This window comes from Micromonospora sp. C81 (assembly GCF_018070425.1).
Lineage (GTDB): Bacteria > Actinomycetota > Actinomycetes > Mycobacteriales > Micromonosporaceae > Micromonospora > Micromonospora zamorensis.
The window spans coordinates 25,728-40,433 of the sequence record NZ_JAGPXS010000008.1; the positions used below are offsets into that span (position 1 = coordinate 25,728).

The 14,706-nt window shown below is 73.0% G+C and carries 15 protein-coding genes; 2 read left to right on the forward strand and 13 right to left on the reverse strand.

Going from position 1 to position 14,706, the window contains the following annotated elements; all coding sequences use genetic code 11:
* Positions 1-33 precede the first annotated feature (33 nt).
* The gene (locus KBX46_RS15235; protein WP_210792996.1) at positions 34-1,866 is read left to right on the forward strand and encodes a BTAD domain-containing putative transcriptional regulator; all 1,833 of its coding nucleotides are present in this window, start codon (positions 34-36) and stop codon (positions 1,864-1,866) included.
* On the opposite strand, the gene KBX46_RS15240 is transcribed toward KBX46_RS15235, so the two are convergent.
* From KBX46_RS15240 to KBX46_RS15250, 3 genes are read right to left on the reverse strand one after another with little or no spacing between them, the layout of a single operon-like run.
* Positions 1,836-3,680 (reverse strand): ABC transporter ATP-binding protein, encoded by a 1,845-nt coding sequence (locus KBX46_RS15240; protein WP_210792997.1) that lies wholly within the window; start codon positions 3,678-3,680, stop codon positions 1,836-1,838. The genes KBX46_RS15235 and KBX46_RS15240 overlap by 31 nt on opposite strands.
* Complete coding sequence (locus KBX46_RS15245; protein ID WP_210792998.1) at positions 3,677-4,216, reverse strand: hypothetical protein; 540 nt, start codon at positions 4,214-4,216, stop codon at positions 3,677-3,679. The genes KBX46_RS15240 and KBX46_RS15245 overlap by 4 nt, the downstream gene beginning before the upstream one ends.
* A 36-nt stretch (positions 4,217-4,252) precedes the next feature.
* Positions 4,253-4,807, reverse strand: a complete 555-nt coding sequence (locus tag KBX46_RS15250; protein ID WP_210792999.1) for a MauE/DoxX family redox-associated membrane protein — start codon at positions 4,805-4,807, stop codon at positions 4,253-4,255.
* Between the two features lie 155 nt (positions 4,808-4,962).
* Between KBX46_RS15250 and KBX46_RS15255 the strand changes: the two genes are divergently transcribed.
* Positions 4,963-5,178: a hypothetical protein gene (locus tag KBX46_RS15255; RefSeq protein WP_088947490.1), complete on the forward strand. Its 216-nt coding sequence runs from the start codon at positions 4,963-4,965 to the stop codon at positions 5,176-5,178.
* A gap of 69 nt (positions 5,179-5,247) precedes the next feature.
* Here the strand turns inward: KBX46_RS15255 and KBX46_RS15260 are convergent, their stop codons facing one another.
* The 10 genes from KBX46_RS15260 to KBX46_RS15305 all read right to left on the reverse strand — a co-directional run bounded on the left by KBX46_RS15260 (position 5,248) and on the right by KBX46_RS15305 (position 14,587).
* The gene (locus KBX46_RS15260; protein WP_231927320.1) at positions 5,248-5,715 is read right to left on the reverse strand and encodes a S26 family signal peptidase; all 468 of its coding nucleotides are present in this window, start codon (positions 5,713-5,715) and stop codon (positions 5,248-5,250) included.
* Positions 5,716-5,724: 9 nt separating this feature from the next.
* The gene (gene pheT, locus KBX46_RS15265; RefSeq protein WP_210793000.1) at positions 5,725-8,271 is read right to left on the reverse strand and encodes a phenylalanine--tRNA ligase subunit beta; all 2,547 of its coding nucleotides are present in this window, start codon (positions 8,269-8,271) and stop codon (positions 5,725-5,727) included.
* Between the two features lie 41 nt (positions 8,272-8,312).
* The gene (gene pheS, locus KBX46_RS15270) at positions 8,313-9,380 is read right to left on the reverse strand and encodes a phenylalanine--tRNA ligase subunit alpha (protein ID WP_088947488.1); all 1,068 of its coding nucleotides are present in this window, start codon (positions 9,378-9,380) and stop codon (positions 8,313-8,315) included.
* Between the two features lie 220 nt (positions 9,381-9,600).
* Positions 9,601-10,398, reverse strand: coding sequence for an RNA methyltransferase (locus tag KBX46_RS15275; protein WP_088947487.1), 798 nt, complete (start codon positions 10,396-10,398; stop codon positions 9,601-9,603).
* A gap of 83 nt (positions 10,399-10,481) precedes the next feature.
* On the reverse strand, positions 10,482-10,874 hold the full coding sequence (rplT, locus tag KBX46_RS15280) for a 50S ribosomal protein L20 (protein WP_088947486.1): 393 nt from the start codon (positions 10,872-10,874) through the stop codon (positions 10,482-10,484).
* A gap of 32 nt (positions 10,875-10,906) precedes the next feature.
* Positions 10,907-11,101, reverse strand: coding sequence for a 50S ribosomal protein L35 (gene rpmI / locus KBX46_RS15285; RefSeq protein WP_007458415.1), 195 nt, complete (start codon positions 11,099-11,101; stop codon positions 10,907-10,909).
* Between the two features lie 19 nt (positions 11,102-11,120).
* Positions 11,121-11,771 carry a translation initiation factor IF-3 gene (gene infC, locus KBX46_RS15290; RefSeq protein WP_088947485.1) on the reverse strand — a complete coding sequence of 217 codons (651 nt, stop codon included), beginning with the start codon at positions 11,769-11,771 and terminating at the stop codon, positions 11,121-11,123.
* An 811-nt stretch (positions 11,772-12,582) separates the two neighbouring features.
* On the reverse strand, positions 12,583-13,056 hold the full coding sequence (locus KBX46_RS15295) for a PH domain-containing protein (protein ID WP_172862001.1): 474 nt from the start codon (positions 13,054-13,056) through the stop codon (positions 12,583-12,585).
* 374 nt (positions 13,057-13,430) lie between these two features.
* Positions 13,431-14,276 carry an ATP phosphoribosyltransferase gene (gene hisG, locus KBX46_RS15300; protein WP_088947483.1) on the reverse strand — a complete coding sequence of 282 codons (846 nt, stop codon included), beginning with the start codon at positions 14,274-14,276 and terminating at the stop codon, positions 13,431-13,433.
* Between the two features lie 47 nt (positions 14,277-14,323).
* Positions 14,324-14,587 carry a phosphoribosyl-ATP diphosphatase gene (locus KBX46_RS15305; RefSeq protein WP_088947482.1) on the reverse strand — a complete coding sequence of 88 codons (264 nt, stop codon included), beginning with the start codon at positions 14,585-14,587 and terminating at the stop codon, positions 14,324-14,326.
* Positions 14,588-14,706 lie beyond the last annotated feature (119 nt).

A 14,706-nucleotide genomic window follows, 5' to 3' on the forward strand; every position in this document is an offset into this window, starting at 1 on the left:
CGGTCCGCGTGGGGGCACCTGACGGAGGACGCGGTGGGGCTGTCATTCGAGATCCTCGGTCCGGTCCGGGTGCGTCGCGACGGGCAGACCCTGCGGGTGCCGGCCGGCCGGCCCACAGCCTTTCTGGTCACCCTCCTGCTCCAGGCCGGCCTGGCGGTCCCGGTCGACCGGCTGCGCGAGGAGCTGTGGGGCAGACGACCCCCGGCCTCGGCCGTGGCCAACCTGCGCAGCCACGCCAGCCAGCTACGCCACCTGCTCGACTCCCCCGACGAACTGCCCCGACTGCCCGCCGAGCACGGTGGGTACCTGCTCCGCGTCGAACCGGGTGAACTGGACGCCACCGAGTTCGAACGACTCGCCACCGACGGCCACGCTGCCCGCATCAGCGGCGAACACGAACTGGCCACCACCCTGCTGAGCCGCGCGCTCGCGCTCTGGTCACCGACCGAACCACCCCCGGCGTACGGGCCGGCGACCGCGGCCGCCTTCGACCGGCTGCGGGAGCGGCGCGCCGGCGCCCGGGAGACGTACGCGGCCTGCCGCCTCGACCTGGGCGACCGGGGCACACCGGAGCTGCTGACCCTGCTGCGCCAGCACCTCGCGGAGCACCCGCTGCGCGAACCGGCGTGGGCGCTGCTGATGACCGCGCTGCATCGCGCCGGCGACCATGCCGGCGTGGTGCAGACCTACCAGGCGGCCTGCCGGGCACTCGACGGCGAACTGGGCGTGGCTCCCGGGCCCGAGCTGACCGAGCTGTACCGCTCGGTGCGCCGCCAGGAGCGCCGGACGGCGGTCCCGACCCGGCGGCCAGGCGGCACACCGCCCCGGCATCGCGCCGTCGCGTCGCGGGTGCCGCACGAGCTGCCCTGCCCCGCCGCGTCGTTCGTCGGCCGCCGGGCAGAGCTGGCCCGGCTGTGCCAGGCGCTGGCCGACGCCCGGCGGCAACCGGTCACCGTGGCCGTCTACGGCATGGCGGGCACCGGCAAGTCGGCACTGGCGCTGCGTGCCGCAGCGGCGGCGCTGGACGCCTTCCCGGACGGCCAGCTCCACCTCGATCTCGGCGGGTCGGTCGCGGACGCCCCACCCCTGCCGTTGCAGGTCGCCACCCGGGTGCTCCGGGCCCTGTACCCGGGCGCCGACGAACCTGAGCCGACCAGCGTCGCCGAGGCGCGCGCCCGGGTCCGGTCCCTGCTGTTCGACCGACGGGTGCTGCTGGTGCTCGACAACGCCGCCGACGCCGCCCAGGTCGACGGCCTGCTGCCGGTCCGCGGCGGGTGCGCGCTGCTGGTCACCAGCCGCAACCCGGTCACCACCGGCGACGCCCCCGGCCTGCGGCTCGACCCGCTTCCCGCCGCCGACGCGCTGGCGATGCTGCGGGCCACCGCCGGAGATCGGACGGTGGACGCGGAGCCGGAGGCGGCCTCGGCGGTGGTCAACCTCTGCGAGCGGCTGCCGCTCGCATTGCGCACCGCGGCCGGCCGGCTGACCGAGGGACCGCACTGGTCGCTGACGCGGTTGGCGCTGTTGCTGCGCGACGAGCGGTACCGGCTCGCCGAGACCGGTCTCGGGCCCCGGCTCAGCGCCAGCTACCACCGGCTCGGGTCGGCCGCGCCGGTCTTCCTCCGGCTCGGCCGAGCCCACCCCGGGCCGGTCACCGCCGAACTGGCCGCCATGCTGAGCGGGGCTCCGCCCGAGGACGCGGCGCGGGCACTGGACCGGCTGGTCGCCGCGCAGCTCGCCGAGCCGGCCGGACCGGGCCGGTTCCACATCGGCGAACTCGTCCGGCTCTACGCCGCCGAACTCGCCGCCACCGAGGCGAGCGGTGACCTGGCCGGTCAGACGGGTGCCGGGGCGTCCTCCCGGTAACCGCGGGCCTGCAGGCCGAACAACCGGGCGTACCGGCCTGCGGCGGCGAGCAGCTCCCGGTGGTCACCCCGCTCGACGACCCGACCGTCGGCGAGCACCACGATCGTGTCCGCGTCGCGCACCGCGTTGAGCCGGTGCGAGATGAGCAGACTGGTCCGACCCCGGCGCAGCTCACCCAACCGGCGGTGCAGGTCGTGCTCGGCCTCGGCGTCCAGGCCGGAGCTGGGCTCGTCCAGAATCAGCAGGTCCCGCTCGGCCCGCAGGAACCCCCGGGCAAGCGCCACCCGTTGCCACTGACCGCCGGAGAGCACCACCCCGGCCTGCGGGTCGTCCCGGTCCGGGCCGTCGAAGAAGATCCGGGTCAGCAGGGTGTCGTAGCCGCGGGGCAGCGCGGTCAACGTGTCGTCGATGCCCGCATGCCGGGCGGCGGTTCGCAGCCGCTCCGGGTCCTCGCGCGCGCCCAGGTCACCCAACGCGATGTTCTCCGCCGCGCTGAGGTCGTACGGCATGAAGTCCTGGAACACCGCCCCCAGCCGCTCGCGCAGCTCCGCCGGATCGAACTCGCGCAGGTCGACCCCGTCCCACCGGATGCTGCCGCGCTCGGGGTCGTAGAAGCGGCAGAGGAGCTTGACCAGGGTGCTCTTGCCGGCGCCGTTCAGCCCCACCAGAGCGGTCGTGGCCCCGGCGCGCAGGTTCAGGTCCACACCCCGCAGCACCCACGGATGCTGCGGCGAGTAGCGGAACCACACATCGCGCAGCTCGATGCCCTCGGTCAGCGGTGGCACCGGCCGGGGGGTGGCCGGCACCGGCAGGTCCGTCTCGACGTGCGCCACCTGGTCGTAGTGCTCGAAGAGCAGCAGCGCCTGGTGGATCGCGCCGAGCTGGACGACCAGGCTGCCCAGCGCGCCCTGCACCCCCGGGATCGCGGCCAGGAAGATCACCACATCGCCGGGGCTGAGCCCGCCCGCGCGGGCGATCGAGACGGTGTAGACCACCCCGATGCCCGCCACCGTCGCGCCGAGCAGGCCGAGCACCGCCTGGGCGCGCACCTCCCGGCGGTCCAGTTTCTGCTCCACCCGGTGCAGGTCGTGCAGCTCGTCGAGCATCCGGTCGCCGAAGAACCGGCCCAGACCGAACAGGCGCACCTCCTTGGCCGCCGGCACACCCACCAGCAGCTGGGCGAAGAACAGGTCTCGCCGTTGGAAGTGCTCCATCCGCAGCACCATCGCCGCGCGGGCCCGGTTGAGCCGTAGCTGCATCCAGAGGGTGGGCAGCGCGGCGAGCAGCACCAACGCCCCGATCAGCGGGTTGAGCATCAACAGGACGCCGAGGAACCCCGTCATCGCCAGTGCGCTCTGCACCGCGCCGAACGTGTTGCCGGTCAGCTGGGTGGGACCGAGGTGACCGGTCTGCTGGGCGGCCTGCAACCGGTCCTGGAACTCCGGATCCTCCAACCGCACCAGCCCGACGAGTCGCTGCACCGCGTCGTAGAGGCGGCGGCGCACCAGCCGCGACACCGCCCGCGACCGCTGCGCCGCCACGTAGGTGCGCAGGTGCGGCAGGACCGTGCCGAGCGCGGCGGCCATGGCGAGGCCGGCGGCGAGCGCGGTCAGCGGCACGCCGACCGAGCCGCCACCGGTGAGCCGGTCCAGCACGAGCTTGGTAAGCGTCGCCACGAGGACCGGGGTCAAACCGGCCAGCACGGCGAGCAGCAGGTCCGTCGTAGTGCCCCCCGGGGCGGCCCGCCAGGTCAGCCCCAGTGCCGACCGGGCGTGCCGGGCAGCCTGCCGCGGTGCCAGCCGGGGGCCGCTCACCGAGCCACCGGCAGGTCCAACCGGGCGATGCCGAACGCCGTCGACGCCACGATGCCGCGCTCGTCGAGCAGGCCGAACGCCGGGAACCCCTTGACCCCGAACGCCAGCGGAAGCGCGCCGGTGCCCGGCTCCACGAAGACGGTCGCCAGGCCGGCGAACCGCTCCGCGTACGGCTGGGTCTCCGGACCCTTCCCGACCACCACGATCCAGACGTGCTCCGCGCCGCCGGGCATCGTCCTTGCCCGGTCGACGAGCACCGGCAACTGCTCCTCGCAGTGCTCACAGCTCGGCGAGAGGAACGCCACCAGGGTCATCGGCGGCAGATCGGCGCGCGCGAGCACGCGACCGTCCATAGTGGTTGACACAAAGTCACCGGGGATCGAACCCACCTCCAGCATCACCGCCGGTGGTTGGCCCTGCTGGTCGCTGAGCAGGTCGGAGTGCTCGCGCAGCCGGCGGACCACACCGAGCAGCAGGACCAGGTTGAGAAGGCCGAGAGCGGCGACGAGGACAACGGCGACGGTCAACAGCGCCATGAGGGCTCCTTCGGGGTGCGGGGATACGAACCGGGGTCAGTGCCGACCGGCCGGACGGGACTGCCGCGGCGACGTGGGGGCGAACAGGGCGACCAGGTCGTCGAGCCGGACCACCACTGCGGCGAGGGGAACCGCCACACCGACGGCGACCAGGACGGCCGACGCGGACGGCGGCGGCCCGGTGGCGCTGGCCCAGCCGGACAGGCCGAGCAGCGCCACCGCGGCGAGGGCGAGGTTGCGCCCGACGTGCCGGGGCCCGACCGGCGCGTCGGCGGCGCCGAAGCAGCGGCAGGCCGGCCGGGCACCCCGACGCAACGCCCCGACGATCGCGGCGGTGAGCACACCGAGCAGCCCGACGGCGAGCACCAGCCCGACGGGCACGGTCCGGGGGACGGCGAGCAGCACCACGACGGCGGCCTCGGCGGCCACCGCGACGCGGGCAGCGGGCACGGTCCAGCGGTCGGGCACGCCGAACTGGCCGACCGACCCGACGAAGGCGGCGAAACCCGCCCGGGTCCGCAGCTTGCCGACGACCGCGGCGAGGAACACCAGGGCCAACAGCAGCCGTGCGGTCAGTTCCAGGGCTCGCATCCGTACCACCTCCCATTGCCGGGAGGCCCACGCTAGAAGTGGCGGATACATCGCGGATACATCGACTGTTGCCGACCTCCGGCTCGGCTGTACCGGCGGTGTACCGACCCGCCGTAGCGTCCCGGCAACGATCCGTATCGAGGGGAGGTGAACGGATGTTCCGTCGACTGGAGAACCTGGGCGAGCGGATGCTCGGCGTGTTCGTACCCAAGGTGACGGCAGCCGCCGGCTGTCCGCCGGACCCGTACTGCGCGCTCTGTGGGACGTGCTACTTCAAGCGGTGCAGCACGAACCTGGCCTGCAAGACGACCTGCGGAAGCTGCGGTTACTACTGCAGCGCGGGCGCGAGCACGATGAGCGCTCTCTGCTGAGGCGCTGACGGCGTGCCGTCCGGCCCGGGCCGGGTGGCACGCCGTTCCGCGTGCCACCCGCGCCGACGGTCAGTCCGCGCGCGGTCGCGGCCGGACCACCACGCCGAGCACGTCCGGCTCCGGAATGTAGCCGCATTCACGGGAGTCGTAGCTCTGCGACGGGTTGTCGCCGAGCACCACCAGCCGGCCGGCCGGCACCACCTGCTCGCCGCCGCGGCGCAGCAGCGGCACCCGGTCCACCGGCACCGGGTCACCGGGCACCGCGTACGCCCGCTTGATCAGCAGGCCGGGCGTGCCCGTCGCGTCGGGGCGGGTGGGTCGCCCGGCGGTCATCTCCGCCGGGGCGACCACCACGACGACGTCACCGGGCCGGATCCGGGCCAGCGGCACGCGCCGGGCCAGCACCCGGTCACCGGAGCGCAGCGTCGGCTCCATGCTGCGCCCCACGACCGCGACCAACAGCAGGTGCCGGCGGGCCCAGATCAGGGCGGCGGTGGCCACCGCGAACACGGCGGCCACCGCGAGCCATCCCAGCACCGGCACCGCTCAGGCGCCGCGCAGGGTGGCGCCGAGGCGCTCCGCCGCGACGGCGACCGCCGCGTCCCGTGCCGCGACCGCCTCCTCGACGGTGAGCGTCCGGTCCGGTGCTCGGAAGGTGAGCTTGTACGCCAACGAGCGGCGACCGTCACCGAGCTGCGCGCCGGAGTACACGTCGAACAGCCGCACGTCCTCCAGCAGCTCACCGGCGCCCGCCTCCAGCGCACGGCGCACCTGCTCCGCTGGCACCGAGTCGTCCACCACCAGGGCCACGTCGATCAGCGCCGGCGGGAAGCCGGACACCGTCGGCGCGGGCGTCACCGGGGTCGGCGGCAGCGTGTCGAGGTCCAGCTCCATCGCGCAGGTGCGCCGGGGCAGCTCCAACGCCGCGACGACCACCGGGTGCAGCTCACCGGCGTGCCCGACGACCGCGCCGTCGACCCGCAGCTCGGCGCAGCGGCCCGGGTGCCACGGTGCGTACTCGGCCGCCCGCACCTCGACCCGCTCGCCGGGGATCCCTGCGGCGTCGAGCACGTCACGGGCCGCCTCGATCGCGTCCGCCCAGCCGGCCGGTCGACCCGCACCCCACCAACCGGCGGGGTCGAGGTCGCCGGCGAGCACCACCGCGACGTGCACCGGCTGCGCCGGCACCACCGCGTCGGCGGCCGCGAACTCCGCGTCGGTGGGACGCCGGTCCACGCCCATCGCCGGCGGGCTGCCGGCGCCGACGCGCGGGTGGAAGACCGCGCCGATCTCGTAGAGGGCGAGGTCGCGGTGACCTCGACCGAGGTTGCGCTTGAGGATGCCGAGCAGCGGGCCGAGCAGCGTGGTGCGCAGCAGCGGCTCCTCCTCGGACAACGGGTTGGCCAGCCGCACCGCGGGGCGACGCGGGTCGTCGGCCGCCAGGCCGAGCTGGTCGGCCAGCTCCGGCGACACGAAGGGGTGCGCGAGCACCTCCACGTACCCCCGCTCAGCGAGGGACCCGGCGACCGCCCGGCGCCGACGTTGCCGCGGGGTCAGGCCGCGACCGGGAGGCGCGGTCGGCAGCACCGACGGCACCCGGTCGTACCCGTCGAGGCGGACCACCTCCTCGACCAGGTCGGCCGGGTCGGTCAGGTCGGGCCGCCAGGTCGGCGGGGTGACACTCAGCGCCGTCCCGGCGCCGCTGGCCACGCCGACCGCGCCTGGGTCCTCGGACAACCGGTCCACGCCCTGCGCGACGGTGCAGCCGACCCGCTCCAGTAGGGCGACCACCCGCGCCGGCGGGTACTCCACACCGACCCGCCGGGTGGGCAGGTCCGCCGGCAGGGTGATCGGGGTACGCGGACGGACGTGGTCGATGTCCAGGACCTCCGCGCCCGGGGTGCCACCGCCGTGCTCGGTGAGCAGCCGCACGGCACGTTCCAACGCGACCAGCGCCACGGCCGGGTCGACGCCCCGCTCCCAGCGCTTCGCGGCCTCGCTGAACAGCTTGTGCCGGCGGGCCGTACGCCCGACCATCGCCGGGTCCCAGTGCGCCGCCTCGAAGAGCACTGTGGTGGTGTCGGCGACGACCTCGCTGGTCTCGCCGCCCATCACGGCCGCGAGGGAGATCGGCCCCGTGTCGTCGCAGATGACCATGTCGTCGGCGGTGAGCACCCGGTTGACACCGTCCAGGGTGGTCAGCTTCTCCCCCGCCTCGGCGCGGCGGACCACCAGCGGCCCGACGACCCGGTCGGCGTCGAAGGCGTGCATCGGCTGGCCCAGCTCCAACATCACGTAGTTGGTGATGTCCACCGGCAACGAGATGCTGCGGATGCCGGCGGTGACCAGCCGCTGCTGCATCCACGACGGGGTGGGCGCGCTCGGGTCGACGCCCCGGACCAGCCGGGCGGTGAACCGGTCGCAGCCGACCGTGTCGCGGACCTCCACCGGGTACGCGGGTGTCTCGGTGCCGCTCGGCGCGGGCGCCAGGGCCGGGTCGTGCAGCGGCACGTCGAACGCGTGCGACAGCTCCCGGGCCAGACCCCGCAGGCTCAGCGCGTACCCCCGGTCGGGGGTGATCTCCAGATCGAGCACGACGTCGTCGAGGCCGACCACCGGGCGCGCGTCGTCGCCCGGCTTGGCCGTCACGTCCGGCCCCAGCACGATGATGCCGGAGTGGTCGTCGCCGAGACCCAGCTCCTTCGCCGAGCAGATCATGCCCGCAGAGTTGTGCCCGTACGTCTTGCGGGCGCCGATCGCGAACCCGCCGGGCAGCACACCGCCGGGCAGGATCACGACCACGCGGTCACCGACGGCGAAGTTGCGCGCCCCGCAGACGATCTCCTGCGGCTCCCCGGTGCCGTTGGCGTCACCCACGTCGACCCGGCAGAACCGGATCGGCTTCTTGAAGCCGGTGAGCTCCTCGATCTCGCGGACCTCACCGACGACGAGCTGACCGGTGACGGAGGCGGCCAGGTCCACCACGGACTCGACCTCGATGCCGAGGTCGACCAGTGCCTGCTCCAGGTCACCGGTGGGCAGGTCGGCGGGGAGGTCGACGTACTCCCGCAGCCAACTGACAGAAACTCGCATGACTTCAGACCACCGTTCCCGTGTCTCGTACCCGCATCGCCCTACGCCCCGGTCCCGAGCGCGCGGCTGAACCGCACGTCGCCCTCGAAGAGGTGGCGGATGTCGCTGACCCCGTGCCGGACCATCAGGGTCCGGTCGATGCCCATGCCGAAGGCGAATCCGGAGTAGACCTCCGGGTCGACGCCGCAGGCGCGCAGCACCCGCGGGTTGACCATGCCGCAGCCGCCCCACTCGACCCACTGCGGGCCGTCGCGGTGCTCCGGGAACCACACGTCGAACTCCGCCGACGGCTCCGTGAACGGGAAGTAGTGCGGCCGCCACCGCGTCTTCGCCTCCGGCCCGAACATCGCCCGGGCGAAGTGGTCGAGCGTGCCCCGCAGGTGCGCCATCGTGATGCCCTTGTCGACCACCAGACCCTCGGCCTGGTGGAACACCGGGCTGTGCGTGGCGTCGATCTCGTCGGTGCGGTAGACGCGGCCGGGCACGATCACGTAGATCGGCGGCTTGCGGCTGAGCATGGTGCGGGTCTGCACCGTCGAGGTGTGCGTACGCAGCACAAGGCCGGAGCCCTCCGGTGCGATGTGGAACGTGTCCATCAACCCGCGCGCCGGATGGTCGGCGGGGATGTTCAACGCGTCGAAGTTGACCCACTCCAGGTCGACCTCAGGCCCCTCGGCCACCTCGTAGCCCATCCCGACGAACAGGTCGCTGATCGACTCCATCAGGACGCTCAGCGGGTGTCGGGCGCCCCGGGGACGCCGGTTGAAGGGCAGGGTGACGTCCACCCGCTCCTCGACCAGCACCCGCTGGGCCTGCTCGCGCTCCAGCACCTCGGCGCGGTCGGCGTACGCGGTCTCGATCGCCCGGCGGGCCTCGTTGACCCGCTTGCCGGCGTCGGACTTCGCGGCCGGCGGCAACGCGCCGATCTCGCGGCGGGCCAGCGAGACCGGTGACCGGTCACCGAGATGCACCGAGCGCAGCGCGGTCAACGCGTCCGGGTCGGCGGCGGCCGTGAACGCCTTCGTGGCGTCCGCGACAGCCTCGTCCAGGGCGGCGGGGTCGAGCAGGGCGACCTGCTTCGGGTCGTACGGATCGTTGCGGTAGCTCATGGCGTACGGGCACTCCCTCACGGCGGCGCCAGCCCTCACCGGGGGCGGCTAAGCGAGTCTACGGACGCGCGGCTGTGCCGCAGCCCGCCGGTAGGAGTTGTGCAGGGAGCAGGTCAGGCCCGCCGCCCGCCGACACCGGCGGGCTGGCTAAACGAACGCCGTGTCGCGTTCATGGGCGGACGCTCTCCCCTGCTGTCAGTCGCGCCGGGCACGATCACCCTCAGCGCTGTGCTCTCGCTGAAGCGTACAGGCACACCGCCGCTGCGGCAGCCAGGTTGAGGCTCTCCGCGCGCCCGTACAACGGCACCCGCACCCGGGCGTCGGCGGCGGAAGCCAACTCCTCGGGCAGGCCGTGCGCCTCCGAGCCGAACAGCCAGGCGGTGGGCCCGACGAGCCGCCCGTAGTCGGTCATGTCGTCCAGGTCGCTGTCGCCGTACCCCGTGGTGGCGAAGATCGACAGCCCGGCGGCGCGCAGCGCGTCGACCACCTGGGCGGGGTCGGCGGCGCGCACCACGTCGAGGTGGAAGAGGCTGCCGGCGGAGGCGCGTACACACTTGCCGTTGTACGGGTCGACGGCCTCGCCAGCGAAGACGACCGCGCCCGCCCCGGCCGCGTCGGCGGTGCGCAGCACCGTGCCGGCGTTGCCCGGGTCACGGATCTCGGCGAGCACCGCCACGAGCCGGGGCGCACCCGCGAGGGCCTGCTCCAGCGACACGTCGAGGTGCCGGCAGACGGCGACCAGTCCCTGCGGGGCGACGGTCTCGGTCAGCGCGGCGAGGGCCTCGTCGGTGACCTCGGAGACGGGCACGTCGGCGCGGGCCGCCGTGGCGGCCAGATCCGGGTGCCGGTCGAGGGCGGCGGTCGTACCGAACAGCTCGGTGACCACCTCCGGCCGCGCGAGGGCCTCGCGGACCGCCTGTGGGCCCTCGGCCAGGAACTGGCCGGTGGCGTCGCGGTCCCGGCGGCGTTGCAACCGCCGGGCGGCGACAACCCTGGGGGTACGCGGGGTGAAAGCCATGGTGTGCGCTCCTCCGGCACGATTGAGGCGCCCCCCGGACGGCGGTGCCGACACGGGAGACGCCTCGTTCTGGTGCGTGGGGATCAGGCGGCCTGAGCCGCCGCGCCGCCGGTGCCCTCGGCCGTGACCGCGGCCCGGGCCAGCTCGACGATCGCCGCGAAAGAGGCGGCGTCGTTGACAGCCATGTCGGCCAGGATCTTGCGGTCGACCTCGATGCCGGCCAGACGCATGCCCTGGATCAGGCGGTTGTAGGTCATCCCGTTGGCCCGGGCGCCCGCGTTGATCCGCTGGATCCACAGCTGCCGGAAGTCGCCCTTGCGGTCGCGACGGTCCCGGTAGGCGTACTGCATCGAGTGCAGCACCTGCTCCTTGGCCTTGCGGTACAGCCGGGAGCGCTGACCGCGGTAACCACTCGCGGACTCCAGCAGGGTACGACGCTTCTTCTGGGCGTTTACAGCCCGCTTGACGCGTGCCATCTCAACTCCTTATTACGTAAAGGTGGCGCGCGTCAGCGGCCGAGCAGCTTCTTGATGCGCTTGACGTCGGCCTTGGCCAGCACGACCGTGCCGGTCAGCCGGCGGGTCTGGGTGGAGGGCTTCTTCTCCAGGTTGTGACGGAGGCCGGCCTGCTGGGCAACGATCTTGCCCTTGCCGGTCACCTTGACCCGCTTACCCATACCCGTGTGGCTCTTCATCTTCGGCATGTGGAACGTCTCTCCCCTGTTACTCGCCGCTGGTATCGGCGGCGAGGCCGGTGTCACCGGCTGCTGCGGTCTCGCCGACCGCTGCGGTCTCATCGGCTTCCGGAGCGGCGGACTCGTCCCCTGCCCGGTCCCGAGGTCCACCGCGGGACGCCGTAGCGGCGACCGCGGAGGCCTTGACGGCCCGATGCGGAGCGAGAACCATGATCATGTTTCGGCCGTCCTGCTTCGGAGCGGCCTCGACGTATCCCAGTTCCGTGATCTCGGATTCGAGTCGACGCAGGAGCCGGTAACCCAGCTCCGGACGACTCTGCTCGCGACCGCGGAACATGATCGTCACCTTGACCTTGTCGCCCGCCTTGAGGAACCGCACCACGTGACCCTTCTTGGTCTCGTAGTCGTGCGGGTCGATCTTCGGTCGAAGCTTCATTTCCTTGATGACGGTCTGCTGCTGGTTACGCCGCGCTTCGCGCGCCTTGAGTGCGCTCTCATACTTGAACTTGCCGAAGTCCATGAGCTTGCACACCGGCGGGCGCGCCATCGGCGCAACCTCGACCAGGTCCAGATCGACGTCCGCGGCCAGCTGAAGAGCGCGCTCCAGCGGGACGATGCCCACCTGCTCACCCTCTGGGCCGACCAGTCGGACCTCACGTGCCCGGATCTGCTCGTTCACGCGTGGTTCGACGCTGATGGGGCCTCCTCGAGTCGCTTCTGCTCAGTGCCGACCCCCGCGGCCCCCGGATGGGAACCAACCCGAAAAGCAGAAGGCCCCGGCGCATGCCAGGGCCCGCTCGACCGGTCAGCACGATCACAGGATCGCGCATCCGGCGCCGGGACATGCCCGGAACCGGTGACCGGACCCGGCCACCGTAGCGGCGACTCGGGTGGGAGCAGGCGCTCCGCTTTCAAGGCTGTCTGCTCGCACGCGGAGACAGCCTGGTCGACTCGACAACACTACACCGGCGCCCCGTCCGCCCCCAAACCGGGCACCACCTGAGGGTCAAGGCCCTGCCCGCGCTGGCCGTGCTGGCCGCCCCGCCCCGGTCGTGCCGGTCGTGCCGGTCGTGCCGGTCGTGCCGGTCGTGCCGGGCGGGTCGGGCGAGTCGGACGGGCGGCGGGCGGCGGGCGGCGGGCGGCGGGCGGCGGGCGGCGGGCGGCGGGCGGCGGCCAAGATCCGCGCAGTTTCCCTGAAAGTGCTGCCTCCGGCGACGCTGAGACAGCAGTTTCAGGGAAGTTGTCCAGATCTTGCCTATGGCGGGCGGGCACGTCTGGGCGGCGGTCCGACCGGACGGTGCGCGGCGGGCGCTGGCCAGGCGCCGAGGCGGGGCAGACGCTGCGGCGCAGCGCAAACGCCGACTCGGGGCCGGGCAGTCAGGTGCGGGTCAGTGACCAACGGCGCGTTCGAGGCGGGACAGCGCCCGACGCGGGAGCAGACGCCGACGCCGAGCAGAGCCCGACGCAGGGGCCGGGCAGACAGGTGCGGGTCAGCGGCCGGCGGCGCGTTCGGCGAGGTGGGCCTGGTGCGCCTCGTGCAGTCGCCGCAACGCACGGACCCCGTCGACGGCAAGCTCCTTGTCGGCCGCCTGGAGGGCGATCATCGGCAGGAGGTCGTCGTCATGCAGGTCCAGGCTGGCCCACGGCGCGCCCCGGTCGAACCGGACTCCCCGGACAACCTCCCAGGGCAGCTCGTAGGAGCTGATGATGTTGCGCACCCGGACGCCACGCGCGTCCGCCTCCACCCGCGGACGGGTGAACAGCAGGAAGCCCAGCGCCCCGAAGATGCCCAAGCCGACCATGGCGATCTGGTCGCCGCGCTGGAAGCTGCCGTAACCGTCGCCGGTCGGCCCGCTCAGCGAGGTGGCGACCAGACCGAACACCACCACCAGCGCAACCGCCGCCGACCAGCAGACCACGCGGATGCGGCGGGGCTTCAGGCGGACCAGTTCGGTTTCACTCACCCCACCAGTCTGCCATCCGCACCCGCCCGTGGGCCGCACCACCCGCCGAGCGACCACTCAGCCCAGCCATGCGGGCACGACCACATCGCGCCACCGGGCAACACCGCACCGCACCGCACCGCGAAGATCGTGCTCGATTCAAGATCCAGTGGCCTCCGTCGAGATCGACACCACTACTTCAATGATCAAGCGCGATCTTCCCGGTCGGGGCACGGCCGCCGGGAGGTTCCTCGCCGCACACCCGCGCCGCACACCCGCGCCGGCGCGACAGATCCACTCGGTTTTCGTGAAACGGGGGTGTCCCTGGCGCGCGGACACCCCCGTTTCAGCGAACACGAGTTGATCAAGCGCCGGGCCGCCCGCCGGACGAACGGTCAGAGGCGACAGGCGTGGATGTTGGTGACGAGGATGGCGCGAGCGCCCAACTCGTACAGCTCGTCCATGATCCGGTGGACGTCGTCGCGGAGCACCATCGCCTGTACCGCCACCCAGCCCTCGCGGTGCAGCGGCGAGACGGTGGGTGACTCGATGCCCGGGGTGAGCCCGCTGGCGCGGTCCAGCAGGCCGGCCGGCACGTCGTAGGCGAGCATCACGTAGCGGCGGGCCACCAGCACACCGTGCAGACGGCGCAGCAACTGCTCGGCCTGCGCGTTCGCGGGCGCGCCGGCACGCCGGACCAGCACCGCCGAGGAGCGCAGCAGCGGCTCCCCGAACACGACGAGGCCCGCCTGGCGCAGGGTGGCGCCGGTCTCCACGACGTCCGCGATCACGTCGGCGACACCGAGGCGTACGGCGTTCTCCACCGCACCGTCGAGGCGGATCACGTCGGCCTTGACTCCCACCTCGCCGAGGTGCCGCTCGACCAGCCCGGGGTACGCGGTGGCGATCCGGTGGCCGCCCAGATCCTGGACGGAGGCGATGTCGTCGGGGCGGGCGGCGAAGCGGAAGGTGGCCCGGCCGAAGGCGAGGTCGACGACCTCTTCCGCCGGCGCGGCCGAGTCGATCAGCAGGTCCCGGCCGGTGATCCCGAGGTCGAGGTCACCGGAGCCGACGTAGGTGGCGATGTCCTTGGGGCGCAGGTAGAAGAATTCGACGTCGTTGGCCTCGTCCCGGCAGACGAGGTCCTTGGGGTCGGTGCGCTGGCGGTAGCCCGCCTCGCGCAGCATCTGGGCGGCCGGCTCGGCCAGGGTGCCCTTGTTGGGGATGGCGACACGCAACATGACGGAGTGCTCCTTCGATCCGGATGGCGATCAACGGGTGGGGGCACTCACAGATGTCGGTAGACGTCCTTGAGGTCGAGACCACTGGCGAGCATGAGCACCTGGACCTGGTAGAGCAGTTGGGAGATCTCCTCGGCGGTGCGCTCCGGCCCCTCGTGCTCGGCGGCCATCCACGACTCGGCCGCCTCCTCGACGACCTTCTTGCCGATGAAGTGCACCCCCTTTTCCAGGGCGGCGACGGTGCCCGAGCCCGGGGTGCCGGCGGCGGCCTTGGCCTGCAGCTCGGCGAACAACTCCTCGAACGTCTTCACGGGAGAGGATTCTTCCAGCCGGTCGACTCGCACCGTACGTCCGGGTCCGCCAACACCCGGTCAGCGGGACTTCGAGGCGGCAATTCCCTATCGGCATGGTGGGACAACCTTCGATCGAT